This window comes from Candidatus Nitrotoga arctica (genome assembly GCF_918378365.1).
Taxonomy (GTDB): Bacteria; Pseudomonadota; Gammaproteobacteria; order Burkholderiales; family Gallionellaceae; genus Nitrotoga; species Nitrotoga arctica.
Genome location: NZ_OU912926.1, coordinates 3,110,168 through 3,135,105, shown reverse-complemented (window position 1 = coordinate 3,135,105; position 24,938 = coordinate 3,110,168). Strand labels below are relative to the sequence as shown.

General features: G+C 51.1%; 25 protein-coding genes and 1 pseudogene. 13 read left to right on the top strand and 13 right to left on the bottom strand.

Features of this window, described 5'->3' with window-relative positions:
• Positions 1-32: 32 nt before the first annotated feature.
• From MKZ32_RS14460 to zwf, 8 genes are all read right to left on the bottom strand, one after another.
• On the bottom strand, positions 33-632 hold the full coding sequence (locus MKZ32_RS14460) for a uracil-DNA glycosylase family protein (RefSeq protein ID WP_239797908.1): 600 nt from the start codon (positions 630-632) through the stop codon (positions 33-35).
• 185 nt (positions 633-817) lie between these two features.
• Complete coding sequence (glgP, locus tag MKZ32_RS14455; RefSeq protein ID WP_239797907.1) at positions 818-3,367, bottom strand: alpha-glucan family phosphorylase; 2,550 nt, start codon at positions 3,365-3,367, stop codon at positions 818-820.
• Positions 3,368-3,419: 52 nt separating this feature from the next.
• Positions 3,420-4,445, bottom strand: coding sequence for a class I fructose-bisphosphate aldolase (locus tag MKZ32_RS14450; RefSeq protein WP_239797906.1), 1,026 nt, complete (start codon positions 4,443-4,445; stop codon positions 3,420-3,422).
• Positions 4,429-4,701 carry a DUF2934 domain-containing protein gene (locus tag MKZ32_RS14445; protein WP_239797905.1) on the bottom strand — a complete coding sequence of 91 codons (273 nt, stop codon included), beginning with the start codon at positions 4,699-4,701 and terminating at the stop codon, positions 4,429-4,431. Before MKZ32_RS14445 ends, MKZ32_RS14450 begins: the two co-directional genes overlap by 17 nt.
• A gap of 178 nt (positions 4,702-4,879) precedes the next feature.
• Positions 4,880-6,562, bottom strand: coding sequence for a phosphoglucomutase (alpha-D-glucose-1,6-bisphosphate-dependent) (pgm, locus tag MKZ32_RS14440; RefSeq protein ID WP_239797904.1), 1,683 nt, complete (start codon positions 6,560-6,562; stop codon positions 4,880-4,882).
• 57 nt (positions 6,563-6,619) lie between these two features.
• Positions 6,620-8,716, bottom strand: a complete 2,097-nt coding sequence (gene tkt, locus MKZ32_RS14435) for a transketolase (RefSeq protein WP_239797903.1) — start codon at positions 8,714-8,716, stop codon at positions 6,620-6,622.
• Positions 8,717-8,845: 129 nt separating this feature from the next.
• Positions 8,846-9,931, bottom strand: coding sequence for a transaldolase (gene tal, locus MKZ32_RS14430; protein WP_239797902.1), 1,086 nt, complete (start codon positions 9,929-9,931; stop codon positions 8,846-8,848).
• 246 nt (positions 9,932-10,177) lie between these two features.
• Positions 10,178-11,590 (bottom strand): glucose-6-phosphate dehydrogenase, encoded by a 1,413-nt coding sequence (gene zwf, locus MKZ32_RS14425; protein ID WP_239797901.1) that lies wholly within the window; start codon positions 11,588-11,590, stop codon positions 10,178-10,180.
• A gap of 172 nt (positions 11,591-11,762) precedes the next feature.
• On the opposite strand from zwf, the gene MKZ32_RS14420 reads away from it, so the two are divergent.
• The 5 genes and pseudogenes from MKZ32_RS14420 to MKZ32_RS14405 all read left to right on the top strand — a co-directional run bounded on the left by MKZ32_RS14420 (position 11,763) and on the right by MKZ32_RS14405 (position 14,379).
• Positions 11,763-11,933: a hypothetical protein gene (locus MKZ32_RS14420; protein WP_239797900.1), complete on the top strand. Its 171-nt coding sequence runs from the start codon at positions 11,763-11,765 to the stop codon at positions 11,931-11,933.
• A 145-nt stretch (positions 11,934-12,078) separates the two neighbouring features.
• A pseudogene (locus MKZ32_RS15790) lies at positions 12,079-12,174 on the top strand (SEC-C metal-binding domain-containing protein); the annotation flags it as partial.
• Positions 12,175-12,513: 339 nt separating this feature from the next.
• Positions 12,514-13,143 (top strand): glycosyltransferase family 2 protein, encoded by a 630-nt coding sequence (locus tag MKZ32_RS14415; protein WP_239797899.1) that lies wholly within the window; start codon positions 12,514-12,516, stop codon positions 13,141-13,143.
• Positions 13,115-13,501: a hypothetical protein gene (locus MKZ32_RS14410; RefSeq protein ID WP_239797898.1), complete on the top strand. Its 387-nt coding sequence runs from the start codon at positions 13,115-13,117 to the stop codon at positions 13,499-13,501. The genes MKZ32_RS14415 and MKZ32_RS14410 overlap by 29 nt, the downstream gene beginning before the upstream one ends.
• Positions 13,486-14,379 (top strand): glycosyltransferase family 2 protein, encoded by an 894-nt coding sequence (locus MKZ32_RS14405; protein WP_239797897.1) that lies wholly within the window; start codon positions 13,486-13,488, stop codon positions 14,377-14,379. Before MKZ32_RS14410 ends, MKZ32_RS14405 begins: the two co-directional genes overlap by 16 nt.
• Positions 14,380-14,778: 399 nt before the next feature.
• Here the strand turns inward: MKZ32_RS14405 and MKZ32_RS14400 are convergent, their stop codons facing one another.
• Positions 14,779-15,120 carry a hypothetical protein gene (locus MKZ32_RS14400; RefSeq protein WP_239797896.1) on the bottom strand — a complete coding sequence of 114 codons (342 nt, stop codon included), beginning with the start codon at positions 15,118-15,120 and terminating at the stop codon, positions 14,779-14,781.
• A 5-nt stretch (positions 15,121-15,125) separates the two neighbouring features.
• Positions 15,126-15,341, bottom strand: coding sequence for a ribbon-helix-helix domain-containing protein (locus MKZ32_RS14395; protein ID WP_239797895.1), 216 nt, complete (start codon positions 15,339-15,341; stop codon positions 15,126-15,128).
• Between the two features lie 751 nt (positions 15,342-16,092).
• On the opposite strand from MKZ32_RS14395, the gene MKZ32_RS14390 reads away from it, so the two are divergent.
• Entirely contained in the window at positions 16,093-16,515 is a 423-nt protein-coding gene (locus MKZ32_RS14390; protein WP_239797894.1) for a VOC family protein, read from the top strand.
• On the top strand, positions 16,485-17,036 hold the full coding sequence (locus MKZ32_RS14385) for a GNAT family N-acetyltransferase (RefSeq protein ID WP_239797893.1): 552 nt from the start codon (positions 16,485-16,487) through the stop codon (positions 17,034-17,036). Before MKZ32_RS14390 ends, MKZ32_RS14385 begins: the two co-directional genes overlap by 31 nt.
• A 33-nt stretch (positions 17,037-17,069) precedes the next feature.
• Here MKZ32_RS14385 and MKZ32_RS14380 read toward each other — a convergent pair whose 3' ends face one another.
• Positions 17,070-17,282 carry a hypothetical protein gene (locus tag MKZ32_RS14380; RefSeq protein ID WP_239797892.1) on the bottom strand — a complete coding sequence of 71 codons (213 nt, stop codon included), beginning with the start codon at positions 17,280-17,282 and terminating at the stop codon, positions 17,070-17,072.
• Between MKZ32_RS14380 and MKZ32_RS15785 the strand changes: the two genes are divergently transcribed.
• The 4 genes from MKZ32_RS15785 to grxD all read left to right on the top strand — a co-directional run bounded on the left by MKZ32_RS15785 (position 17,278) and on the right by grxD (position 18,501).
• Positions 17,278-17,403, top strand: coding sequence for a cupin domain-containing protein (locus MKZ32_RS15785; protein WP_420887770.1), 126 nt, complete (start codon positions 17,278-17,280; stop codon positions 17,401-17,403). The genes MKZ32_RS14380 and MKZ32_RS15785 overlap by 5 nt on opposite strands.
• Entirely contained in the window at positions 17,357-17,632 is a 276-nt protein-coding gene (locus tag MKZ32_RS14375; protein WP_239797891.1) for a cupin domain-containing protein, read from the top strand. Before MKZ32_RS15785 ends, MKZ32_RS14375 begins: the two co-directional genes overlap by 47 nt.
• Positions 17,633-17,661: 29 nt before the next feature.
• The gene (locus MKZ32_RS14370; protein ID WP_239797890.1) at positions 17,662-17,943 is read left to right on the top strand and encodes an antibiotic biosynthesis monooxygenase; all 282 of its coding nucleotides are present in this window, start codon (positions 17,662-17,664) and stop codon (positions 17,941-17,943) included.
• Positions 17,944-18,180: 237 nt separating this feature from the next.
• Complete coding sequence (grxD, locus tag MKZ32_RS14365; protein ID WP_239797889.1) at positions 18,181-18,501, top strand: Grx4 family monothiol glutaredoxin; 321 nt, start codon at positions 18,181-18,183, stop codon at positions 18,499-18,501.
• 58 nt (positions 18,502-18,559) lie between these two features.
• Here grxD and argH read toward each other — a convergent pair whose 3' ends face one another.
• Complete coding sequence (gene argH, locus MKZ32_RS14360) at positions 18,560-19,954, bottom strand: argininosuccinate lyase (RefSeq protein WP_239797888.1); 1,395 nt, start codon at positions 19,952-19,954, stop codon at positions 18,560-18,562.
• A gap of 54 nt (positions 19,955-20,008) precedes the next feature.
• Here argH and MKZ32_RS14355 point away from each other — a divergent pair, with 54 nt between their 5' ends.
• A complete protein-coding gene (locus tag MKZ32_RS14355) occupies positions 20,009-21,052 on the top strand; it encodes a sensor histidine kinase (protein WP_239797887.1) in 1,044 nt (347 codons plus the stop codon).
• A gap of 73 nt (positions 21,053-21,125) precedes the next feature.
• Complete coding sequence (locus tag MKZ32_RS14350; RefSeq protein ID WP_239797886.1) at positions 21,126-21,890, top strand: LytR/AlgR family response regulator transcription factor; 765 nt, start codon at positions 21,126-21,128, stop codon at positions 21,888-21,890.
• Positions 21,891-22,060: 170 nt separating this feature from the next.
• Here the strand turns inward: MKZ32_RS14350 and ppc are convergent, their stop codons facing one another.
• Positions 22,061-24,847 carry a phosphoenolpyruvate carboxylase gene (gene ppc, locus MKZ32_RS14345; RefSeq protein WP_239797885.1) on the bottom strand — a complete coding sequence of 929 codons (2,787 nt, stop codon included), beginning with the start codon at positions 24,845-24,847 and terminating at the stop codon, positions 22,061-22,063.
• Positions 24,848-24,938 lie beyond the last annotated feature (91 nt).

Here is a 24,938-nt window from a genome sequence, read left to right as displayed (position 1 = left end):
TCTTTCTGGTAACGAAATATCTTATTGTTTACTCAGCTAGCGTGAAGTGCTTCGATCCTCGCGCGCAGTACGGGCAAAAGTTGCTGCTCAAACCATGGGTTGCTGTTAAACCATGGTGTATTGCGCGGTGAAGGATGTGGCAGGGGAAAATATTGCGGAGCATATTCCTGCCATTCTCTGGTTGTTTCCGTTAAAGAGCGCTTGCGGCGGTTGCCCAGAAAGTAACGCTGCGCATACTGGCCGACCAGCAAAGTCAGTTCAATCCGAGGTAGCTTGGCCAGCAATTGGTCTAACCATAACTCCGCGCATTCGCGGCGCGGCGGTAAATCGCCCCCCTTCCCTCGTCCCGGATAACAATAGCCCATTGGGATGATCGCGATATGCGACTGATCATAAAAAATATTTTTATTTATCCCCATCCACGTTCGCAGACGCTCTCCGCTCGGGTCATCCCACGGGATGCCAGTAGTATGCACACGCGCGCCGGGCGCCTGCCCCACGATCAGAATACGGGCCGTTTCACTGGCGCGCAGCACGGGACGCGGGCCGAGCGGCAGATATTGCTCGCACGCACGGCAATCGCGCACCTTGGACAATAATACTTCGAGAGTGGGATATCTTGTTTCGGACACAATTGTTTGCCTTGAGTTTAGCGACGCTTAATGTTTCCCAATCTTTATGATGTTGAGTTGCCGTTTTTTGTATTTGCAATAAGTACATCGCTGATGATTGTTTGTGCTGTATCCAAGCCTGTTGCAGATAATCTGCCGCGTGGACATTTTCCATATGAATTTTCGTGGTGTTGTTTCTGTAAAAATCACCGCTGCCATAGGATGTGGGCTGTTTCCAAAGGTACTGATACACCGGGGTAACATGGAGTTATTCGCGCGGTAAAATCTGTCGATGGTCGGGCTGCCGACACCGCCCCACTATATAGGTACCCGCCAACCGAGTACGTCAGCTGGCTGATGCGCGCCATCTCTTGTCTGATCGAACTGCTTCCATTGATGCCATCGGCATATAGCTCGACTCGCACGGCATTTGAGTCGAGGTCATCGAGGTAGACCTGCACTTCAAATACGTGTTGTTGCCCCTTAGTCTCAACCTTTACTTCGCCGAACCGTAGTGCGGCCCAATGTTGATCCAGATCGTGCCGCCAATTAACGATCTGCACACCCACTGCACTTTTATTGACCATACGCTCACGATAGGCTGAGACAGCGGGGAGATAGTGTTGTTCAGTATATTCGCGCACAGTACGGTTTGTGGAAAAACGCGGCGTTAAGCGTGCCATACTTTCCCGCATCCGCGCTACCCAAGCGGTCGGAATCCCCTCCTGGTTGCGGTTATAAAACTCCGGGATAACTTCATGTTCAAGCAGGTTATAAAGCGCTTCCGCTTCAGCAGCGTCCCAAGCCGGATCATCGCCATGTTCTTCGCCGTCCCCCAATGCCCACCCTACTTCCGGCGTGTAGGCTTCCGCCCACCAACCGTCTAATTCGGATAGATTGATACCTCCATTGACGAGCACCTTCATACCGCTTGTTCCGCTTGCCTCCCACGGTCGTCGGGGTGTATTGACCCAAACATCCACACCCTGCACCAAACGCTCGGCTACCAACATATCGTAATCGGCCAAGAAAATTATCGGTGGATGTAACGTGCCCTGGCCAATGAATTGCGTCCATTTCTGAATCAGTGCGCGACCTGCCTGATCCGCCGGATGTGCTTTTCCCGCCAGGATTATCTGCACCGGACGTTGTGGATTATTAGTGAGTATGTGCAACAGTCGATCCAGATCATGCAACAGTAAATCCGGTCTCTTGTAGGTTGCGAAGCGTCGTGCAAAGCCCAGCGTCAAGGTATCCGGATCCAGCAGGTGCTTCGCCCTGTTAACTGCCTCAATGGATGCACCCGATGCGGCCATTTGCCGGCATAATCGTTTGCGTGCATATTCGATGAGAGATTTGCGGCTGTCGGTGCGCAGTTGCCAGAGCTTCGCGTCGGGAATACTGCGAATGTCCTGTTCCAGGGTTTCCGTCGCCCTTAGCCAGCGATCCTTTCCACAAACATTTGTCCAAAGTTCATCGGCCGCTACGGAGTCCCAAGTCGGTACATGAACCCCGTTCGTTATGTGCCCGACCGGCACTTCGTCCAGTGGCCACTGCGGAAAAAGGGGTTCAAAGAGGTGCCGACTCACTTTTCCATGCAGACGGCTCACGCCATTTACGGCTCCGCTCCCGCGAATCGCCAAATAGGCCATATTGAAACTTTCGGATGGGTCGTTCGGGTTCAGACGACCAAGTGCAAGCAAATCGTGGAGTGTTATGCCGAGCTGATGTTCAGCATACTTTTTGAGGTATTGCTCAATCAGAGCCGGAGTGAACCGGTCAAAACCGGCGGCCACCGCTGTGTGAGTAGTGAAGAGATTGCCCGCTCGCGTAACAGCGAGTGCGACTTCGAAAGACTGTCCGGTCAGTTTCATGAAACTCCGCGCCCGCTCCAGAATGGCGAAGGCCGCATGCCCTTCATTCAGGTGACAGACCTCAGGCTCAATACCGAGTGCAGCGAGTAATCGCCATCCACCAATCCCGAGCAGTAACTCCTGCTTGAGGCGCAACTCTGGCCCGCCTCCGTAGAGCTCGCTAGTAATGCCGCGATGTGCGGGGAAATTTGCTGCATCATTGCTATCCAGCAAGTACAGCTTTACTCTGCCGACTTGAACCTGCCAAGCGCGTAGCCAGACCGAATAGCCGGGCAACACAATCTCTAATCTCAACCACTCACCATTCGGGTGACGCAACGGTGTGATTGGCAACTGTCCGGGCTCGTTATAGGGATAAAGAGCCTGTTGCATCCCATCTTTGTCGATTACTTGACGAAAATAGCCTTGTTGGTAAAGCAGCCCTACGCCGATGACCGGCACACCTAAATCGCTGGCAGCTTTGAGCTGATCACCGGCCACATTACCCAGCCCGCCAGAATAGATGGGAAGAGCTTCGCTCAACATAAATTCCATGCAGAAATATGCGACACAACTCAGGGAAGATTGCGGATAGGTTTGTTGAAACCAAGCGGGCGCTTCTGCAGAAGTTCGTCTGGCTTGCACCAAGTCATCAATACTTTTGCAGAAAGTGGGATCGGCTAATTCGCATTGAAATTTCTCACGCTGAATTGTTTGCAAGACAACCCAGGGGTTGTGAGTCAAATCCCAAAGCTCGGGATTAAGCTGTTTCCATATTGAGTCGGCACCGTGACTCCATGATGAGCGCATGTCCAATGCAAGCTCAGCCAGTGCATCAAATCCTTCTAAATCCTCGTGTGGATGGTTTTCCATCGAATGGCTGGCATCTGTTTTTTCTTTCATGTGCTTCCCTCCAGGCGCAACGGTTATGCCATATCGATTGACAAGCCCAATTTCATTTTTCCAATTCGGAATTATATTTACCACAGCTCGCCCAGCCATTTAGCTGGGCGCGATGGTAAAGCATCTGTTGGGCGGCAGACCCATTTTCAGACTTACCCGCCCAAGCCTGTAAAGCGGGTTGCTGCAAGGCGCGTGCATAGGAGAACGACAATGCCCAAGGTGCATTGGGAAACAAGATATTAATAGCATTAAGATTGGCCGTCGCTTCCTCGGGTGACTGACCTCCAGACAGAAAATTTATGCTGGGCACTGCCGCAGGTACCGTGCGGCGCAACACCGTAATCGTAGCCGCAGCCACTTGCTCCAGACTTGCCTTAACAGGATGTTCTTTACCTGGCAGCACCATGCTCGGCTTGAGTACGATGTATTCCATGATCACTCTGTGGCGGTGCAGCGCTTGAAAGACGGCATGTATCACCGCCTCGGAAACTTCGAGACAGCGCTCCAATGTATGGTTTCCATCAATTAGTACTTCGGGCTCAACAATAGGCACGAAACCTTCTTCCTGGCAGACAGCCGCGTAGCGTGCCAGCATTTCCGCATTGGCTTCAATGCCGAGTATCGTTGGATTTTGTTCACTGATCGAGTACACCTCTCGCCACTTGGCAAAACGTGCCCCTTGTGCTTTATAAATGCGAAGGCGCTCGGCCAAGCCGTCGAGTCCCTGTGTGATCTCATCGCCGGATGCGTTCGCCAAAGGAATCTTGCCTTTGTCCACCTTCACGCCAGGCACAATACCCTTTCTAGCCAAGACCTCGGGCAGCGGGGTGCCGTCCTCTGCAATTTGCCCAAGGGTGTCCTCAAACAAGATTGCCCCGCTAATAAATTTCTCAATGCCTGACGTAGTAAACAGAAGCGAACGATAGGCGCGCTGCAACTCGACTGTAGACGTGGCCCCTATAGCTGCAAAACGTTTCGCTATGGTAGGACTGCTCTCATCGGCAGCAAGGATGCCTTTGCACGGCACTACCATATCAGTGATAGTTGCCTGCAATTCGTCTTTAGTGCTGCGGTTCATTATGGAGTTCTGATGGCTGGGAAAATAGTTGGCCGATTTCCGCTTCAGCTTCATACCAGTCATTTTCGGAGTTGCCTCCGACGAAGCTGCGCTTCTGGGCTCGCTTGTATGCCGCTTCAGCGATCATTTGATGGCGTTGTTCAGGGGTGACGCCCGTATGCCTATCATGTCTATCGTCTGTAGCAGTTTCCAGCTTGGATCCCTTGGATTTATCCTGAGGTGCGGTGTGTTTTTGCGGATGCAATATATTTTTCATGTCGTTTGCTTTCATTAGAATAAATAGCAATTAAGAATAGGAGCTTTATACTAAGCCGGTAACTAAAACCATTCAGTGCGGTATCGAACAGATTGGGTTCGCCGATGGCATTCATCTCATACCGTCACGTCATGTTCGCTTACCAGCATTTCTGATTACAATCAGTGCTATTCAGGCTTTAAGGCGCTACTGCGTCCGTTGCCAGAGCATCGCTGATGAGGGTTTGTGCTTCTGTCAGAATGCGGTGTAAATGATCAACGCCGAGAAAGCTCTCGGCATAAATTTTGTAGATGTTTTCTGTGCCGGACGGACGCGCCGCAAACCATCCTTGTTCTGCAATTACCTTCAATCCACCGATGGATGCGCCGTTACCTGGCGCGTGAGTCAGGACAGTCTGAATTTTTTCGCCGGCCAGATCTGTGGAGCGGATCTGCTGAGGCGAGAGTTTTGCCAGCATTTCCTTTTGTGCTGGAGTGGCTGGCGCGTCAATACGTTCATAAACAGATTCGCCGAACTCATGTGCTAACTCATGGTATATTTCGCCAGGATCACGGTTCATGCGCGCAGTAATTTCCGCCGACAGCAAAGCCAAAATGATCCCATCCTTGTCGGTTGTCCATACAGATCCATCGGTTCGAAGAAAAGATGCACCTGCACTTTCTTCCCCCCCAAAACCAAGTGAACCCTCGAACAAGCCATCCACAAACCACTTGAATCCGACGGGCACCTCGTAGAGCTTGCGGCCAAGCTTTGTGGTAATGCGGTCTATCATCTGGCTACTTACTACGGTCTTGCCAACTGCCGCTGACTTGTTCCATTTTGGCCGGTGCTGGAAAAGATAGTTAATCGCGACGGAAAGATAATGGTTCGGTGGTAGCAGGCCTGTGCTCCGGGTGACGATCCCGTGCCGATCATGGTCAGTGTCGCAAGCAAAAGCAATGTCGAAGCGGTTTTTAAGACCTATTAATCCTTGCATGGCGTAAGGAGAGGACGGATCCATGCGGACTTGGCCATCCCAATCGACAGTCATGAAACGGAATGTCGGATCGATAACTTTGTTCACTACCGTAAGATCCAGACTATAGCGATGGGCAATCGCGGTCCAGTAGTGAACTCCAGCCCCCCCGAGCGGATCTACGCCCATGTTAATGTTCGCATCTCGAATTGCGTTCATATTGATCACGCTACCGAGATCGTTCACATAAGCATTTAGATAGTCGTATCGATGAGTCGTGGAAGCACGCAGGGCCTGTGCGAAAGGAATTCTTTTCACGCCTTTGAGGCCGTCTTTGAGAAATTCATTGGCCCGGGTTTCAATCCAGGCTGTGATAGCATTTTCTGCTGGTCCGCCATGTGGCGGGTTGTACTTGAAACCGCCGTCATGGGGTGGGTTGTGCGAAGGCGTTATAACTATGCCGTCCGCCAGTCCTTTTTCGCGCCCGCGGTTGTGAACGAGAATTGCGTAAGAAATCACCGGGGTTGGAGTATATTCGTCGTTCTCTGCAATCATCACTTCAACACGATTGGCCGCCAGTACTTCCAGTGCGCTGGCGTACGCTGGCATGGATAACGCATGCGTGTCGATGCCGAGAAATAGCGGACCATTGATACCCTGCTGCTCGCGGTACTGGCAAATGGCCTGACAAATAGCAAGGACATGCCATTCATTGAAGCTCGTTGTTAATGCTGACCCACGATGTCCTGAGGTGCCGAACGTTACCTTTTGTGCCGGCACAGATGGGTCGGGTATTTCCGTGAAATAGGCGGTAACAAGTTTTGGGATATCTACCAGCGCCGATAGCCCAACAGGTTTACCTGCCAAGGGATTTATTTTCATCGTCGTATCGTCCAAGCTGCTCATTTGGTGCCTCCGTAGTGGATAAATTCCGCTAACGCGACAGCTCAACGGGATTCATGCTTACTTCTTTAAAGCGCTGCGCGTGATTTGTGCCTTGGCAGCCGCTACAACGTGAGCAGACTCAAAGCCGAAGTGCTGCTCGACTATCTTAGTCGGCGCAGATAGCCCGAAGGTGCGCAGGCCAAGGATGGCTCCATCGAAGCCGGTATAGCGTTCCCAGCCGAATGTGGAGGCCTCTTCGACGGCAACGCGCGCCGTAATCTCGGGCGGTAGCACACTGTCGCGGTATTCCCGGCTTTGGTTTTCGAACAACTCCCATGACGGCATACTGACTACGCGTGCCTTGATCCCTTCAGATTTCAGCTGCTCATAAGCAGTAACGCAGAGTGAGACTTCGCTACCGGTAGCCAGCAGCAGTACATCGGGCTTGTGGTCCGGAGCATCGGCAAGAACATAAGCACCGCACGATACGCCATTCGCATGTGCATATTTGGTGCGATCCAGGGTGGCTATTGCTTGCCGTGTTAGCACGAGGCAAACCGGACGATCTTTGAGCTGCATAATGACACGCCACGCTTCGACAACTTCATTGGCATCTGCCGGCCGCAATACAATCATGCCGGGCATCGCACGTAATGACGCAAGATGCTCGATTGGCTGGTGTGTCGGCCCGTCTTCTCCCAAGCTAATCGAATCATGGGTCCAGATATAGATGACGGGAATTTGCATCATTGCGCTCAACCGAATCGCCGCGCGGCAATAGTCCGTAAAAATGAAAAAGCTTGCGGCGTAAGGACGCAATTTTGACAAGCTCATTCCACTGGCAATGGCGCACATCGCATGCTCGCGTACGCCGAAATGAAAATTGCGTCCGCCGTAATTGCCACCTTCGTTGTCATCCTGTCGGGGCGCCTGAAAGTTACCGTAAATCGTATCTTTTAATTCTGTTTTGGTCGAAGGTGCAAGATCTGCTGCGCCGCCAAGCAACCACGGCATTTGTGCGGCAATCGTATTTAGCACCTTGCCCGATGAATCGCGCGTTGCGATTCCCTTCTGATCTGTCGGAAACGTTGGTAGCGCGCTATCCCAGTTTTCCGGCAGGCCACGCAATTGCAAGCAGTCGATCTGTTTGGCCAGATCCGGATACTGCGAGTGATAGGCTGCAAACAATTGTTCCCAAGTGGCGTGCTTGGTTGCGCCGCGACTGCCAATCTGTGCCTTGAAATGTGCCGAAACACCCTCTGGCACATAAAATTGCGAATCAGGATCCCAGCCGAAAAACTCCTTCGCCAGTCGTACTTCTTCAGGGCCAAGCGCCTCGCCGTGTGCTTCTCGCCGATCCTGCTTGTGCGGCGCCCCATAGCCGATGTGAGACCGCACAATAATCAGCGTGGGACGGTCATGAGTATCCAGGAAAGTTTCATAGGCATGCGTGAGCAATGGCAGGTCGTTCGCATCATCGACGCGCACAACATGCCAACCGTAAGCCGCAAATCGGGCGGCCACATCTTCGGTAAAGGTAATGTCGGTTGATCCTTCGATCGAGATATTATTGTCGTCATAGATCCAGCACAGATTGGCCAGTTTAAGGTGTCCTGCCAGCGACGCTGCCTCACTGCTGATTCCCTCCATCATGTCGCCGTCGCTGCATAGCGCATAGACGTTATGCTCGAACAGTTCGTAACTGGGACGGTTATAAGTAGCCGCAAGCCAGCGCTCGGCAATCGCCATGCCGACGCTGACCGCAACACCCTGTCCGAGCGGACCCGTGGTGGTTTCCACGCCGGAGGTCCATCCGTACTCGGGATGCCCGGTGCAGCGGCTTCCGGCTTGACGAAAATTCTTGAGGTCATCGAGTGTCACAGCAAGCCGATCCGTCACTTCGTAACTTGGGCTGGTCGCTTTGACTCCGGATAAGTACAGCAGGCTATAGAGCAATGCCGAGGCGTGGCCAGCAGAAAGAACGAAACGATCGCGGTTTGGCCATTCGGGATGCTCTGGGTCGTAACGCAGAAAGCGCTGCCACAGACAATAGACCGTTGGGGCTGCTCCCATTGGCGTGCCCGGATGGCCGGATTGCGCTTTTTCCACTGCGTCGATGGAAAGTGTGCGTATAGTGTTGATGCAAAGCTGGTCGAGTTGAATTTGGTCGGTCATGGCTTACTCCCTATCCATTGTCCCTTGCAGTGTTCTGGCGCAATGAGCAAAATTGTCCAACATTGAATTACAGGCTCGCTCTGGATAAGCCCTTTTTACGTCACCGCGCAGGGCAATGTGCCGGCATGCTTAATTACCTTTGGTCAATCTGTCACTCTTTGATTTGATGCAAGCCATCAGGTCGATCCATGACTTGGTAAACGCTTCGGTACCTTCGCGCTGAAGGTCGGCGGCCAAAGTTTCATCGTTAATGCCTTCTTCCGCGAATTCGGCGAGTACGCTCTCGGCATAGCCGCCATCAACCGGCAGGGCGCCATTCACTTCGCCATGATCGGCAAAAGCGAGCAAGGTCTTCTCGGGCAGGGTATTGATGGTGTCGGGTGCCATGAGCGCTTCGACGTATAGGATGTCTGAGGCGTCAGGATCCTTGGTACCTGTGCTGGCCCAGAGCAGCCGTTGCTGCCGGGCTCCTAAATTGACCAGCTTCTGCCAACGCGGTGATGCGAGCAAGTCGCGATACGCTTTGTAAGTGCGCATGGCGATTGCAATGCCTAGACGATTGCTTAGACCAGGCTGAATCTTTTCTTTGATAGCCGCATCCCAGCGGCTGACAAAAATCGATGCTACGGAATGAACTACAGGATCCAGACCGCTGGCGATGCGTCGTTCTATGCCGCGCATATACGCTTCGGCTGCTGCGATGTAATGTTCGCGCGAGAACAGCAACGTGACATTCACCGGCACGCCTGCAAAAATGGCTTCTTCAATCGCAGGAATTCCTGCGCGAGTGCCTGGAATCTTGATGAAAAGATTGGGACGTTTTGCTCGCGCATGAAGTTGTATCGCCGCTTTTATGGTGCCAGCCGTATCGTCGGCCAGCAAAGGCGATACTTCTAGTGATACCCAGCCGTCAACCCCGCCAGTGGCATCATGAACCGGACGAAAGAGGTCGGCTGCCTGAGTTAAATCCTCCAGGGCCAGCTCAAGGAACAGTTCTTCGCCTGATTTACCCGCTACTGTTTTTTGACGGATGGACTCGTCATAGAAAGCGCCCTTATTAATGGCGTTATCGAAAATCGTGGGGTTAGAAGTGAGCCCCGTTATTGAGAGTTCATCAATGTAGCGGCGTAATGTGCCGCTGGTCAGAAGGTCGCGTGTGATGTTGTCGAGCCAAAGTCTCTGACCAAGATTATGCAGTTGTTGTGTGGACTTCATAATTTCTCCTGTAGGGTGGGTTTGATAGTATCGAGTAATGCGGGCAAATTGAAATTGTAAGATCGCCTATGTGCTGCACCGTTGTTTCACCGAGTGTGCGAGGCAGCTGCTTGGAATTAAATGTGAGTTGTGTACGGAACACTTCAAAAGCGGTCGAATGCTGATCCCGGTTTTTACCGTCAAGATGGACGTTAAGACCAGCAAGAAGGCAATCGTTCAACAAGAAAAACAATTCGACTGCGGATTTCATGTTGCTGCCTGCTCCAGTGTGGGATTAAACCAATCTCCGTGTGCTGTGAGTAGAGCATCAGCCTTTTTAGGCCCCCAGCTGCCGGGTTGGTAGGGGAGTACAGGATGATGGGTTTTAAGAACAGGTTCAACCACCGCCCAGGCGGCCTCAATCGCATCCTCACGAGTAAACAGCGTGCCGTTACCGGCCATAACATCTGTCAAGAGCCGCGCATAGGGTAGTTCTTCTTGTGATTGTTTATAAAACAAATCGAGTTCTTGCTGATCGCCGACGAATTCCTGACCTACGCGTTTAACGCGAGCAGCAAGGGCTATTACAAAATCGGGAGAGAGCCGGAAACGCAGATAGTTGGCTCGACCATTCGCCGGAGCGGAATCGTCGAACAATCTTTGCGGCGGCGGTTTCAGCTGAATCAGCACTTCTGCCGCCGTTGTAGCCAGAAATTTACCGGAACGCAGGTACCACGGTACGCCCGCCCAACGCCATGAATCGATGTGCAGCCGCAGGGCACAGAAAGTCTCCACGTCGGAGCCCTTTGCCACGTGGGGTTCCTTCCGGTAACCAACATACTGGCCACGCACCAAGTCGTCCGGCTGCAGTGGACGCATGGCTTTAAAGACTTTTGCTTTCTCAATGTGTACGGCTTCATAACCCTGGTAAGCCGGCGGCTCCATGGCAAGCAATGCGACGACCTGGAACAGGTGGTTCTGAATGACATCACGCAAACAGCCGGCACTTTCGTAAAATTCACCGCGCCCCTCCACACCGAAATTCTCGGCTAATGTTATTTGGACACTAGCCACGCAGTTGCGGTTCCAGATCGGCTCCAGGAATGAATTGGCGAAGCGAAAATAAAGAATATTCATGATCGCCTCCTTTCCAAGGTAGTGGTCGATACGAAAGATGGCATTTTCCGGGAAGACCGATTTTGCAATGAAGTTAAGCTCACGCGCGGATGCCAGATCACGCCCGAATGGTTTTTCCACGATAACGCGTGCATTCTCAGCCAAACCAGCCGCGCCAAGTCCTTTTATGACTATCGCGAATAGCGCGGGCGGGATGGCAAGGTAATGCGCTGGACGTTGGGCATCCCCCAGCGTCTCCTTGATCGCTTTGTACGTAGCCGGATTGCTATAGTCACCTACCACGTATCGGAGCAAGGAAAGAAGATGACGGAGAGCCTGCTTGTCATCAATCTTGCCGGATTTTTTTATACCGTCCGTCGCCCGTTTTCGAAGTTGTGCCACGCTCCATGGCGAGGATGCAACGCCGACCACGGGTACATTAAGGACGCCGCGCTTCGCCATTGCGTAGAGCGCCGGGAAGATTTTTTTGTAAACAAGATCCCCCGTTGCACCAAATAATACCAACGCATCAGACGGCGCCGCGTCGCCGTTAGTTCCATCCATTCTAATTTTATCTTTTCTTTTTGCCATACCCACTAGCTACTTTCTTATCGTGGAGGGGAAGCTGGCCTATCGGCATCATTGCCATTAGTTCCGGCAATCAAAGCAGCTTAAGAGCACAGCGCGAATTATTTGATTTGAATAGAGGGGGTTGCCCACTTTATTGCCTTTTCGCATGCGTCCTCGCTTCACAGGTAAGCATGCCATCGACATGATTTTGAGTCTGTACGCCATCGAACATAGCGCCACAGAACATGAGCAAACACAAAATCCCAACAGCTGGTTAGAGCATGGCTACTCCTCTGGCTATATGTTAGGCTGCGATTTGCAGCAAAGGCATACTTAAAAATTAATAAAGTCAATATAAACATAGTCTTTAATTCATATGCTTTTAGCGATCGGCCGCACAAAATTGTTGAAATATCACGCATAACCAGTCCGAAATTGTTTCTTATTCAAGAACTGTAAGTCTGCTTGGCCATTCTCACCCTATGTCATTAACACACCATCAAAAAGGAATTCATATCTCGTCGCGGAACGCACTTTGCCCCTGCACAAGCGGGCTACGCTACAAGCACTGCTGTGGTTTGCTGAACAGCAACGCTTCAACTGCGGCAGCGGGACACGAGCGCAATCGTCAGGCGGGGCTCGCCTTGCAACGAGGAGGCAGGTTTTTTCAGGCTATTGAGGCTTACGATGCCGTCCTCCGGGAACAGAGCGAAGATTGGGAAGTCGCTCACATGAGAGCCGTCACCCTCTACCAGCTCGGCCTCATGGACGAATCGCGCGCGGCTTTTGCCGCGTTGCTATCGACCTCCGCCGTGAATTTTCCCGGTTTCTGGTCCAATCTCGGCTTGCTATTGGCGTCTGTCTGCCCGGATCATCTATCTTCGTTCTTGCAGAACAAACTCGTCGAGTATCGATGCATGCACCCGGCACTAACAGGCGCCAAAGCGAACAAAGACCAGTGCATCCAGACGTCTCCTCCGAAACTTCCGACCGTGTCGGTTGTGATGCCGGCTTATATGCACGCACGATATGTCGCCGAGGCGATCGCTTCAGTGTTTGCCCAGACACGACACCCGCTGGAACTAATCGTGATTGACGACGGCTCCATCGACGGCACGGCTGAACACTGTCGTGCTGCGCTTGTTGCGGCCCTGTTTCCGGTAACGTTCATCGCCCGCGAAAACCAGGGGGCTGCAGCCACCCTGAACCAGGGTATCGCATTAGCCAAGGGTGATTTTATTCAGTTACTCAATTCCGACGACCGATTGCCGGCAGAGCGCATAGCGACGATGCTGTCCTCGTTGCTGGAAAGCAATGCCGATTGGGGCTACGCGCGTGTTTCATATATAGACACACACGGCCAACCCCTTGGCCACCTTGCCGATGCCCGCGTCGCCGCATTGATGGCAGCCCAGAATGCAACGGTTATGTCTTGCACACTTGGTTTGGCGATGCTGCGCGCGAACTCGGCCATTTCCAGCGGCAATCTAATGTTTCCGCAAGCGTCTCTGGGAAACTTTGGGTGGGTTTCGCGACTATCGCTATAACCATGATTGGGATTTTTGCCTGCGTGCAACGCTGCAGTGCGAGCCGGTATTGGTGCCGCACCCGCTATACGAGTACCGTATCCATGACCGCAATACCATCACCGAAACCGCCGGTACACCGCGCATGGAACACGGCAAGGTCATGGCTGCTTTCGTCAGCCTCGCGCAAAACCAACCCACCTGGCCAAATCCGTTTGCACCTACGTTTGCCAACTGGGGCGGTGAGCTTCTTGCCCTGCTTGGCGCAACCGATGCATTGCAACACTTACCTATTGAGTTAATCGAGCAGGCGCTTCAGGTTCCCCTTTCGTTAACACTCTCAAGCCGGATTGGAGAAGAATCATGCGAGTTTCTTTAATCGTGGCGTCCGAACCCGATGTTTTTAACCACAAACAGCAGAATTTCTTCGCTTCAGTTGCAGCCCAGACCTATCCCCATGATGCGTTCGAGGTTATCTTCGTCGATGGACAGGCCAAAGCTTCCACATCGCGGGCATTTGCTGAATTTCGCCAACAGCATCCTGCGATTTCGGCGTCATTACTCAGCTGTCCAAGTCCGGCACGCGCGACCCAAAACAACATGGCTGCCGCTCAGGCGGATGGTGAGCTGCTGGTGTTTCTCGCGGACGACTTCGACCCTTCCCCCGGCCTGATTGCCGCTTACGCGGAATACCACACCCTGAACCCTGACCTTAACGCTGTGGGTATAGGCCCGGGACTATTTCCTGATAATTTTCGAAAAGACAGCTTCACGCGCTGGCTGGAGGACTCCGGCAAAATATTTGGCATTCCCATGCGCCGTATTTTGGCAGTCTGGCCCAAGACATTTTTCTATGCCGGTAACTCTTCAATTAAGAAAGCCAAATTTCATTCGCTCGGCGGTTTTGATGAGCGCTTTTTAAACGATGCCTGGGACGACTTTGAATTCGGCGTACGTTGGGTGGCAAGCGGCGGATATTCCCAGTTCGTCGCGGGCGCCACGGCGGCACACCGACATGCCGTCTCATTCGACGAACGCTGCAGGAACATGGAGCACGCCGGTAAAGCCGCCCGGGTATTGGAAAAATTGCACCCCAATCTGGATCATGCATGGCGTACCATAATTCATCGGGATAACGAACTTATCCGCCCATCACCCGAAGCAAATGCCTCCATGCATACCTGGATTGCTTTCTATGTCCAGCAAATGGATGCCGCATTTCGGCGCGGTTATGTTGGCGCCGACAAAGCAGGCTGAAGAACCTGGCTAACGCTGTACTCTGATTCCACGGGTGGAAAGTGCGGTGGATGAGTACTGGATACGCCGACTAGTTAGAGATCAGGCGATAGCTCAGGCTTACCCTATCCGGCGAATCCGATGGCAGAGATCGGGCGTCATTTCGGGGTACACTGTATGACAGTGAGTCGCGCAGTGCGGAAATTTGAAGAAGATCGAAAGAAAATGTAGCAATGTTAAAACTGCCCCCCATTCTTGCAGTTTTATTGTGGTGCTTTTATCTGAAAAATTAGGGTGTACTATATTTTTACCTCAAATAAAAATAAAGCATTGCAAGATAGGTGCTGGACTATATGCCTCTCAGGTGTCTTTTCAGGCGGTTTTTAGGGTGTCTACTTTACGTTGGGCGTCATTTGCAGATCATGCGCCGCCGCCCGAAGCTCCGTTCTGCGAAGTCTTGTTCCCGAAGTAATACCCAGTAGCGGTTCCAACCAGAGTGATGACAGGAGCAAAGATGATCGTCATCAAATTCTCTAAGTCGCTGAAAGTAGTGCCGTAGACCCAGAGCGTCAAGAAGGCAAAAAGCAAAATGACGCCCAACATCATCAGCAATCCCTCAGCGATGCGGCCTCGTACTTTTTCCTGCTCTCTCGTTAAATTGAATGGCTCAAGTGTCGGCGGTGGCGCCTCCAAACGTGGAGCAGAGTCGGCAGTTAAGTCACCATCTTCGCCAGTCAGATCCTTCTCTTCAATTTGGGCCATTGGGCTCATCTAACAAGCAACTGTCTAAGCGTTTCGTCCTTATCCTTGATCAGTACCTTCCCACCGCTGTCCGAGGTTTCCTGAAGGAACGTCTCCGTAGCAATCGCATCGCGAATGATCTGAGACATGCTCTTCCCTCGCTTCTTGGCAAGCGCCTCTAGGGCGGTAACAGTGACCTCAGGCAGATTGACGGATGTCTTGAATACTTTAGGAACACTCATTTCAACACCTTTTGTAAGTAGGAACTACTGCATACTAGCACCTTTTTGCCATATTGCAACCACCCACATTTGCCTCATCCATTAAAAAAGGGGACGCTACCCTTTTCGTGAAGCATGGTCACGAATTCTCTTTCGTACATACAATCGTGCTTAAAAGGGTAGCGCCCCCTTTTTTATTCAGTGTCTAACCCGTTAGTTGGGCAAGCCCGGTCTGGATGCGATTTCATGCTATGAAAATATCTTTTTTAGCTGTATGGCATTCTTTGAATAACTGCTTTATATTAAAAAGTTATAACATCTAAGGAAGCGCTGATTAACTCGCGTCAGAATTTCACACATTTAAAAATCAATTGGTTACACGCGAAATTCCGCAAAATTTTGAATTAATCAGCGTTTCCCTAACCGTCTGCCTAGGGTAGCGGAAGGAAATAAAAGCAAGTCATTTTGGCTGCGTGCCATTTAGGTTGAGGTAATGCAGATGCACCCGTTAACGTTACTCGAAATATTTTGGCAAATGTGCTTTTATTACGGAATAATCTCGTCAGAACGTTAAACATTCCCAAAATCTGGGATGAGGTGTATTTTGAATTCATCCCCCGGGTAGTGAGAATGGCGTTTCTCCGCGTAGCAGTTTCGTCCCATGACGCCCCACCTGACCGCTATTCCGCTACGCTCCATAGCGGTAGGTGAGTTTGGGCGTTGGCCTCAATCAACGAGCTATCATGCCCTCAACGAGAAAAAGAGCCATGCCATGAAACCACGCATCACAGTTATTACCCTCTGCGTTGACGATTTGGAACGGGCGGTGCATTTCTACCGCGACGGTCTCGGCTTGCCAACACAAGGCATCGTCGGCAAAGAATTTGAGTATGGGGCCGTAGCCTTTTTTGATTTACAGCCCGGTTTAAAACTAGCAATTTGGCCGCGCAAGAGCCTCGCCCACGATGCAGGAATTCCGATAGGTATTCCCAACCCCACCGGACTCTCTATCGGTCATAACGTCTCGTCCACAGCCGAAGTTGATGCCGTTATGGAGCAGGCAAAAAGTGCAGGTGCTGTTATCGTCAAGCCAGCACAGAAGACCTTTTGGGGCGGTTACGGCGGTTATTTTCAAGATCCGGATTATCATCTCTGGGAGGTCGTGTGGAACCCACAGTTGTTGCCCGAAGAGTGAGGCCCTGCCCTGAAGTCGAGACGGATATTTTGCGCCAGGTCGCTCACGCTTTTCAGTTTTACGTTAAGGCAGCCCGAAATATGTGCATTGATACATTCCGCATAGCCAGCAATTCGGATTCTGAGGTAATAGCCAAACTCGTTAACGAAGCGTATCGTCCAGAATCCGGTGCGTCCGGCTGGACGCATGAATCCGATTTAGTGGCTGGAAGCAGAACGAGTGCCAGTCAAATTGCCGAAACCCTATCAAAGCTCAATTCCGTTATTCTTGTCGGCCTTAAAGATTCAAAAATTGTGGCGTGTGTTCAGGTCGAAAAAGATCGCAGCAATAGCCACATTGGAATGCTTGCGGTTAGGCCAGCACTACAAGGTGTCGGTGCGGGCAAGCAAATGCTTTTTCAGGCTGAAAGGTACGCCTTTGACGTTTTCGGTGCAGAGAATTCATCATGGGTGTTGTGTCCTCAAGAAGTGAACTCATTGCCTTCTATTTACGGCGTGGCTATCGGCAAACAGGTTCCATAATGGACTATCCACTTTCGCAAGGTGTCGGCATCCCTAAAAACCCAGCCCTGAAAATTGAGGTGCTGGAAAAGCGGTCTGATGCGCGCTTTGACTCAAAATCTGGCTAGGGGAATTATGCAAACGCGTAGATTGCTTCTTAAAGCGGCTGACATTGAGAAAATGAGCGGGGATCGCAAGGTTCATTTTCTGAATCCCAACGCCGTGTGCATCAATAAATCCTTGGGCGACGCAATTGGTCTGAATCATTGGCGTACATATAATCTCCGTCGAGCCAGGAAAGAATACAACCGAATATTATAAACACCATTACGAGGAAGAATGTGTGTACGTGCTTTCTGGGAAAGGCACTCTTAATCATTGGGGGTGATTCTTATCAATTCGAAAAAGGTGATTTCGTTGGGTTTCCGCGCAACACGGCGGCACACGTTATTGTCAATGATGGTGATGAAACGTTGGTCTGTCTTGTCATGGGACAACGACTGCAACAAGATGTTTCAGATTATCCGAATCAAGGGAAACGTCTATATCGCAACAATGGTGATTGGAATCTCGTAGAGATACAGCATATAAGCGATCCAAAAAACATGAAGACCTAACGCCAAGGCTATTTATCAGGGAGGTTCATATGCAACACGTTTTAATTATTCACGAGGTCGAGTCCTACCCAGCATGGAAAGCGGTATTTGACCAAGCAGTGTTCATCAGAAAACAGGCGGGAGAACTCAGCTACCAGTTGCTGCATTACGACAACGAGGCAAATAACATCGTCCACTTTTCAGAGTGGTCATCACTGGACAATGCCCGGCGTTTCTTCGAATCTCCAGAATTGGTGGAAATCAGGAAAAAGGCTGGCGTAAAAGCACCGGATTTTATTTATCTTCATGAGATTGAACGTGGCGTGCTATAGCCTTATCACTGTGTTCAAGCGGGACATGCAAAAAAGGTGAAAATCGATAGGGATATGGGGCGAGCAATGTTTATGTGCTCCTTTGCGATGGTGGAACCAGTGTATTTTCGTCTCTGTGGGCAGGGTGAACGTCAGTAGAAAACACTAGGCGAGCATTTGCTTAATCCTTGACCGGGTAGTTAACGTGCTGCTAATATGCCTCGGCAAATTATTCAACTAAATTTTAGAGGCTATAATATGGACGTACAAGCGCTCATCAAAGAACAGGTAACCAGCAATCCTGTGGTGTTATATATGAAAGGTACAGCACAATCTCCACAATGTGGATTTTCTGCCAATGTAGTACAAACTCTTAATGCATGCGGCGTGACCGGGCTTTTTACCGTTGATGTGCTTGCTGATCCGGAAATTCGCCAAGGCATCAAGGACTATTCTGATTGGCCAACTGTTCCTCAACTCTATGTTCATGGCAAATTTATTGGTGGCTCCGACATCGTGAGTGAGATGTATAACAATGGAGAGTTACAGAGATTACTCCATAAGGATTTCCAATCATAGAGAAATGGTATTAGGTATTGGTTTTTTTCTGGGCGACCGTAAGGTCGCCTTTAAATATTTAATTTGGTCCCGCGAGATATTTGCGCGCTTGCGCGATGGCAGTTTCAACCTGCTGAGGAGCAGTGCCGCCAATGTGATTACGGCTGGCCAATGAACCTTCCAGTGTGAGCACAGAGTAGATGTCATCTGCAATGAGTGACGAGAATTGTTGTAATTCCTCCAGTTTTAGATCGCTAAGGTCGCAATTGCGCTGCTCGGCAAAGCGCACTGCCAGTGCGACCGCTTCGTGTGCATCCCGGAACGGCAACCCCTTCTTCACCAGATAATCAGCCAAGTCTGTGGCCGTGGCATAACCTTGCAAAGCAGCCTCGCGCATGGCTGCGGGCTTGACAGTGATGCCACCTACCATGTCAGCGTAGATGCGCAAGGTTTGAGTGAGTGTATCTACCGTATCGAACAGGGGCTCTTTGTCTTCCTGATTGTCTTTATTATAGGCCAGTGGCTGGCCTTTCATCAGTGTCAATAATGTTACTAAATTGCCGTTCACGCGGCCGGTCTTGCCGCGTACCAGCTCCGGTACGTCTGGGTTTTTTTTCTGCGGCATGATGGACGATCCCGTGCAGAAACGATCAGCAATGTCGATGAAGTCGAAGCGTGGATTCATCCACAGGATTAATTCTTCTGACAAGCGCGATAAATGTGTCATGGTGAGCGCTGCGCAAGCGGTAAATTCGATGGCGAAATCGCGATCGGATACTGCGTCTAGAGAGTTTTCACACACGCCGTCAAAACCAAGAAGTTCCGCCACCATCTCACGCTTAATCGGGTAGCTGGTGCCAGCCAATGCAGCCGCACCAAGTGGCAAGCGATTGACGCGCTTCCGACAATCGATGATGCGTTCCGCATCGCGCTTAAGCATCTCAAAATACGCCATCAGGTGATGTGCGAAACTCACTGGCTGCGCTACCTGTAAATGGGTGTAGCCCGGCATTATGGTGTGCGTGTGTTGTATTGCAAGATCAATGACTGCAGATTGCAAACTGCGAATGAGTTCATGAAGTTCGTCAATGGCATGGCGCAAATACAGGCGCACATCGGTTGCCACTTGGTCGTTGCGCGAACGCCCAGTATGCAAACGCTTACCAGCATCGCCCACAAGCGTGGTCAGGCGCTTTTCGATATTGAGATGCACATCCTCCAAATCGAGTGACCATGCGAATTTGTCGTTGAGAATCTCATGCTCGATTTGTGTCATGCCACGACGGATATCAGTTAAATCCTGCGTCGTGATGATGCCGCATGCCTCCAGCATTTGTGCATGAGCCAGCGATGCATGAATATCGAACGGTGCCAGTCGTTTATCAAACTCTACCGAAGCTGTATAACGCTTCACCAGTTCCGCGACCGGTTCGGTAAATCGTCCGGACCAGGTTTTTTTGTCTTGCATCGTCATCGTCTCTTGTCCAGAATGTGCGGCATATACAGAGATATATCTGTCATGCCAAATATGCAAAGTATAAATCAAAACACGATGTCCAATGCGTTACCCGATTTCCGTAACTGGGGTGTCATATTGCGTAGCCTGTTGTTAGTCAATGGTATGGTGCTGTTGGGGGCCATTACACTAGCATCATCTTGGCAGGACATCCTAGAGCGCCTAATAGACATCTCTGCGCTGCTACAGCCGGTGTTGTTGTTGAACTTGTCGCTATTGTTCATGCTTAATTCCTGGCTAGTACGGTTGACCTACAAACGGGGCGCCACTGTAGTACTACTATTGGCAATGTCTGTCACATTGATGATTTACCATCTGGGGGGCAGGCTGTACATTTCCACTGTAGATTATGGGTATTTCCATTCTTGGCGTAACGCCTTGCTCAGTAGTGTTATTGCGAGCCTTTTGTTAGTCTATTTTCAATTTCGTGCCCATGCTCTTTCCCCTGCCCTGGATAAGGCACGCTTGCAAGCCTTGCAGGCTCGTATCCGCCCGCACTTCCTGTTTAACAGTATCAATGCAGTGCTGGGTATAGTTCGCGCCAACCCCAAGCGTGCTGAAACCGCATTGGAAGATATGGCCGATCTGTTTCGTATGGCGATGGCACACGATGGCGAGTTAGTGATTGTGCGACAAGAAGTGGCGCTTGCGCGTCAGTATCTCGCGCTGGAACAATTACGCTTGGGCGAACGTCTCAAAGTAAACTGGTACACCGACAATATGCCGGATGATGCGTTACTGCCACCGCTGATCTTGCAGCCATTACTTGAAAATGCCGTATATCACGGCATTGAGCCGCTGGCCGAGGGCGGAATTGTTGAGATCAAGCTATATTGCAACGGCAATGAAATGCACCTTGAAATATATAACCCGCGTCAGGAACAAGGCAGCCACCATGTAGGCAACAAAATAGCATTGAGCAATATACGTGAACGTTTAGCGCTGCAATTCGATGTCGAAGCAAGTTATAAGGTTGAGATTGGCAAGGATTTTTACCGCGTGCATATCAAGCTGCCGTATGTAAAGGAACTTGTGCAGTTGCTTCCTGTCTCTTGAGAGAGCCAGAGTAAAAGTTCTCGCGTGGGAAAAGAGGGCTACATTGCTTGGTTAAACTTCAAAGGAGAGTTCAATGAACGATGTTGAAATCCCCCTCACTGTTTTTATAGTGGATGACGAGCCGCCTGCACGCAATCGCCTTAAGGATCTGCTCACCGATTGCGCTGAACAACTGCCGCTGAAACTGGTAGGCGAAGCAGGTAACGGCCACGAGGCGCTGGATAAGTTATCTGAAGTGCAAGTTGACGTGGTGCTGATAGATATTCGGATGCCGAAAATGGATGGAATCGAGCTGGCACTGCATCTCAACAAACTGCCTAAGCCGCCAGCAATCATTTTTACCACAGCTTATGATGTTTACGCCATTCAGGCGTTTGAGTTGCATGCCGTTGATTATCTGCTCAAACCTATCCGACTTGGGCGGTTATTCGAGGCCCTCACACGTGCACGTTCTGCCCTGCCTTTACCGATTGCAAAATTACAGGAACTTGCCCCTGAGCCGCGTAAAAATCTGGCTATTCACGAACGTGGCAAGATCCATCTTCTTCCTATCGAGCAAGTGCTGTATCTGCGTGCCGAGCTGAAATACGTTACTGTGCGCACAGTGGAACGTGAGTATCTGATTGAAGAATCGCTCGGCGCGCTGGAAAAGGAATTTGCCGCACGGTTCATCCGTATCCATCGCAATTGTTTGGTGGCGAAAGACGAGATTGTCGGCTTTGAAAAAGTTGTCGATGAGAAAAGCGGTGACTCACATTGGACAGTCAATCTCAAGCAATTAAACGAGATGTTGCCGATTAGTCGCAGACAGCAGTTTATTGTGAAAGAGTTTGGTTAGTTGGTTTGGTCACGTTTTATTTACCTTGCCGAACCAACCAAATTAAAGTTTATTGTAATTAGAATGCAGGCAGGAATCAGCAAACATGCTTTCATGTATCAAGAATCCCCCAAGATTTACATAAAACAAGACTTACATAAAAATGAGGGGCAATGACATTGCCTTTAACTCTATCCGCTATTCCGCAATCCCGCCGCAATTCCGTTAATTGTCAGGTGTATCGCACGTTTCACTAGGTGGTGGGTATCGCCCGAGCGGTGGCGGTGTAATAACCCCACTTGCAGGTGGTTAAGCGGGTCGATATAGGGAGTACGCGTGGTAAGGCTGCGCGCCAAGGTTGGATTGCCTTCCAGCAAAGTGGTCGCGCCGGTGATCGCGAATAGCATGTCCACAGTGCGTTGCCATTCCGTTTCTATCATGCTGAAGATGGTGTGACGCAAGATTTCGTCCGGCACCAGTTCGGCATAGCGTGAGGCGATGCCCATATCGGTCTTGGACAGAACCATATCCATGTTGGAGAGCAGGCCGCGAAAAAATGCCCAGTTTTGATACATGGCTTGTAGTTGTTGCAGCCCGGCCTCGCCTTCACGTTCGATAAATTGTTGTATGGCGCTCCCAAAACCGTACCAGCCAGGCAGCAGTACGCGGTTCAAACTCCAACTGAACCCCCAGGGAATAGCGCGCAAATCTTCGATGCTGTTGGATGCCTTGCGCGAGGAGGGGCGACTGCCGATGTTGAGTTCAGCAATTTCTCGGATCGGTGTGGCAGCGAAAAAATAATCGGTAAAACCGGGAGTCTCATAAACCAGTTTGCGGTAGGCGGCGAAGGCATCCAGACTGAGCGCTTCTGCAATGCGGAGGTATTCCGGCATGGTGCTGCCGTTATGATCGCCGTGGTGATGCAGTAGCGTGGCTTCCATGGTGGCGGCGATAAGAATTTCCAGATTGCGCCGTCCGATCTCAGGGTCGGAATATTTGCTGGCGATGACTTCACCCTGTTCGGTGATGCGAATTTGAGCGTTTACGCTACCCGGCGGCTGCGCCAGAATGGCCTCGTAGCTTGGGCCGCCACCGCGCCCCACCGTACCGCCACGGCCGTGGAAGAGACGTAATTCAATGCCATGCTTTTCGAACACTTTAACCAGTTCGAGTTCAGCCTTGTAGAGTTCCCAATTGGCGGTAAGGTAACCGCCATCTTTGTTACTGTCGGAATAACCCAGCATGACTTCCTGTGTGTCGTCGCGGCTCTTTAGCAGTTCGCGATAGAACGGAATAGAGAATAATTCGTTCATGATTACGCCGCAATTGCGCAAGTCAGTGATGGTCTCAAATAGCGGAATGATGTTGAGGTGCAACTCATGACAGTTGTCCAGCAAGCCGACCTGTTGCAGCATTAATGCCACTTCGAGCAGGTCACTTACTGAATCAGTCTTGGAAATGATGTAATTGGGCAGTGCTACGTGACCGAAGCGGTGGTGAATTTCTGCGGTCACTTGCATCAGTTGCAGCTCGCTTTGTACGGTATCGGAGAAAAGCTCCAAATCGTTGGCCAATGCCTTGCCTGCCTGCAACGCCATAATTAATGCACTACAACGGCCTGCCTCATCCAGCTGGAGGTAATTAGTGTTACCTGCCTTGGCGAGCAACTCACTCACTACTTGTTCATGCACGCCGCTGTGCTGACGCATATCCAGCGGTGCGAGATGGAAGCCGAATACCTCGACGGCGCGGCGCAGATAAGCCACTCGTCCGCGTGCCAAGTACAACGCGCCGTGTTGTTCCAGCGAGTGAATAATAATGTCAAGATCGGCTATATATTCTTGCGCATTAGCGTAAGGTTTGGCATCTTGGCCAATGGCACGCAGGTGTTTGACGTGATGTCCGAGTTGTTCTGTCGTAGCCACCAGACGCGAGTAGATGGCGATCAGCACGCGGCGATAAGGTTCATCTTCTCGGCTCACCGCTTTGTCCGGCGATTGCGCGGCAAACGTTTCCAATTCCTGGCTGACTTTTACCAACCGGGTAGACAGACTCAGTCGTGTACCGAGCAGATGAGTTTCCGCCAGATAGTATTCCAGTACTGTAGCTGAATGCCGCATGGCCGCGTCCAGCATGACCTGGTGCGTGACGAACGGGTTGCCGTCGCGGTCGCCGCCGATCCAGCTGCCGATACGTAGAAATGGCGGAACGCGCAAGCGCTTGTCGAAGCGCGCTTCTATCTGCTTTTCCAGGCTGGCATAAATCTTGGGAATTTCACTGAGAAAAGTATAGCGATAATAGGCTAGCCCATTCTTTATTTCATCCGGTACTGTTAATTTGGAAGTGCGCAACATGCGCGTGTGCCACAGAATCAGCACGAAGCGGCGCAGTGCTTCTTCATTATCGGCAAGCTCGTCCGGTGTCATGTCGATTCGATCACGGTCTGATAGCAGGCTAGCGATGATGAGCTGGCAGTCGAGAATGCTTTTGCGCTGCACCTCGGTAGGGTGTGCGGTCAGCACCGGTGAGATCAGCGCCTTATTGAGAAAAGCCTGCATCGCCTCGGCAGAAATATTCTTTTCTTGTATACGATCGAGAGCCAGTTGTAGACTTCCTTCTTGTGGCGGTGAGCCAGCATTGAGATGCGAGCGGCGACGACGGTTGTGGTGCAGGTCTTCGGCAATGTTGGACAGTTGCGAGAAATAACTGAAGGCACGAACTACGGACAACGTGTCGCGCGGCGACAACGCATCCAGAATTTGTTCCAGTTGGTCGCGATCGCGCTCGTCCTGAGTCTTGCGGAAAAGCACCGCACAGCGTCGCACGTTCTCGACTAAATCGAAGGTTTTATCGCCCTCCTGCTCGCGCAGGGTGTCACCAAGGATACGTCCGAGCAGGCGAATGTCTTCACGTAGTGGTATGTCTTTAAATGATATGTCGGCAGGTGTGGCAAGCAAGTTCATGGCGTTTATCTTCATAAAACAGGTGTCTTCTACAGCATACGGTATAACGCGCGCGCAATAGGCTCATGTTAGAATGCGGCGCAATCGAATTTACAACTAAAGATTC

Excerpts from the sequence above, each read along its gene's own strand:
- MKZ32_RS14450 (WP_239797906.1), bottom strand. The coding sequence starts at position 4,445 with ATGAACCGCAGCACTAAAGACGAATTGCAGGCAACTATCACTGATATG.
- MKZ32_RS14420 (WP_239797900.1), top strand. The coding sequence starts at position 11,763 with ATGCGTCCTCGCTTCACAGGTAAGCATGCCATCGACATGATTTTGAGT.
- tkt (WP_239797903.1), bottom strand. The coding sequence starts at position 8,716 with ATGACCGACCAAATTCAACTCGACCAGCTTTGCATCAACACTATACGC.
- MKZ32_RS14350 (WP_239797886.1), top strand. The coding sequence starts at position 21,126 with ATGAACGATGTTGAAATCCCCCTCACTGTTTTTATAGTGGATGACGAG.
- MKZ32_RS14370 (WP_239797890.1), top strand. The coding sequence starts at position 17,662 with ATGCAACACGTTTTAATTATTCACGAGGTCGAGTCCTACCCAGCATGG.
- tal (WP_239797902.1), bottom strand. The coding sequence starts at position 9,931 with ATGAAGTCCACACAACAACTGCATAATCTTGGTCAGAGACTTTGGCTC.
- MKZ32_RS14405 (WP_239797897.1), top strand. The coding sequence starts at position 13,486 with ATGCGAGTTTCTTTAATCGTGGCGTCCGAACCCGATGTTTTTAACCAC.
- MKZ32_RS14395 (WP_239797895.1), bottom strand. The coding sequence starts at position 15,341 with ATGAGTGTTCCTAAAGTATTCAAGACATCCGTCAATCTGCCTGAGGTC.
- MKZ32_RS14415 (WP_239797899.1), top strand. The coding sequence starts at position 12,514 with ATGCACCCGGCACTAACAGGCGCCAAAGCGAACAAAGACCAGTGCATC.
- glgP (WP_239797907.1), bottom strand. The coding sequence starts at position 3,367 with ATGAAAGAAAAAACAGATGCCAGCCATTCGATGGAAAACCATCCACAC.
- zwf (WP_239797901.1), bottom strand. The coding sequence starts at position 11,590 with ATGGATGGAACTAACGGCGACGCGGCGCCGTCTGATGCGTTGGTATTA.
- MKZ32_RS14355 (WP_239797887.1), top strand. The coding sequence starts at position 20,009 with ATGCAAAGTATAAATCAAAACACGATGTCCAATGCGTTACCCGATTTC.
- ppc (WP_239797885.1), bottom strand. The coding sequence starts at position 24,847 with ATGAAGATAAACGCCATGAACTTGCTTGCCACACCTGCCGACATATCA.
- argH (WP_239797888.1), bottom strand. The coding sequence starts at position 19,954 with ATGACGATGCAAGACAAAAAAACCTGGTCCGGACGATTTACCGAACCG.
- pgm (WP_239797904.1), bottom strand. The coding sequence starts at position 6,562 with ATGAGCAGCTTGGACGATACGACGATGAAAATAAATCCCTTGGCAGGT.
- grxD (WP_239797889.1), top strand. The coding sequence starts at position 18,181 with ATGGACGTACAAGCGCTCATCAAAGAACAGGTAACCAGCAATCCTGTG.
- MKZ32_RS14390 (WP_239797894.1), top strand. The coding sequence starts at position 16,093 with ATGAAACCACGCATCACAGTTATTACCCTCTGCGTTGACGATTTGGAA.
- MKZ32_RS14400 (WP_239797896.1), bottom strand. The coding sequence starts at position 15,120 with ATGGCCCAAATTGAAGAGAAGGATCTGACTGGCGAAGATGGTGACTTA.
- MKZ32_RS14380 (WP_239797892.1), bottom strand. The coding sequence starts at position 17,282 with ATGATTCAGACCAATTGCGTCGCCCAAGGATTTATTGATGCACACGGC.
- MKZ32_RS14445 (WP_239797905.1), bottom strand. The coding sequence starts at position 4,701 with ATGAAAAATATATTGCATCCGCAAAAACACACCGCACCTCAGGATAAA.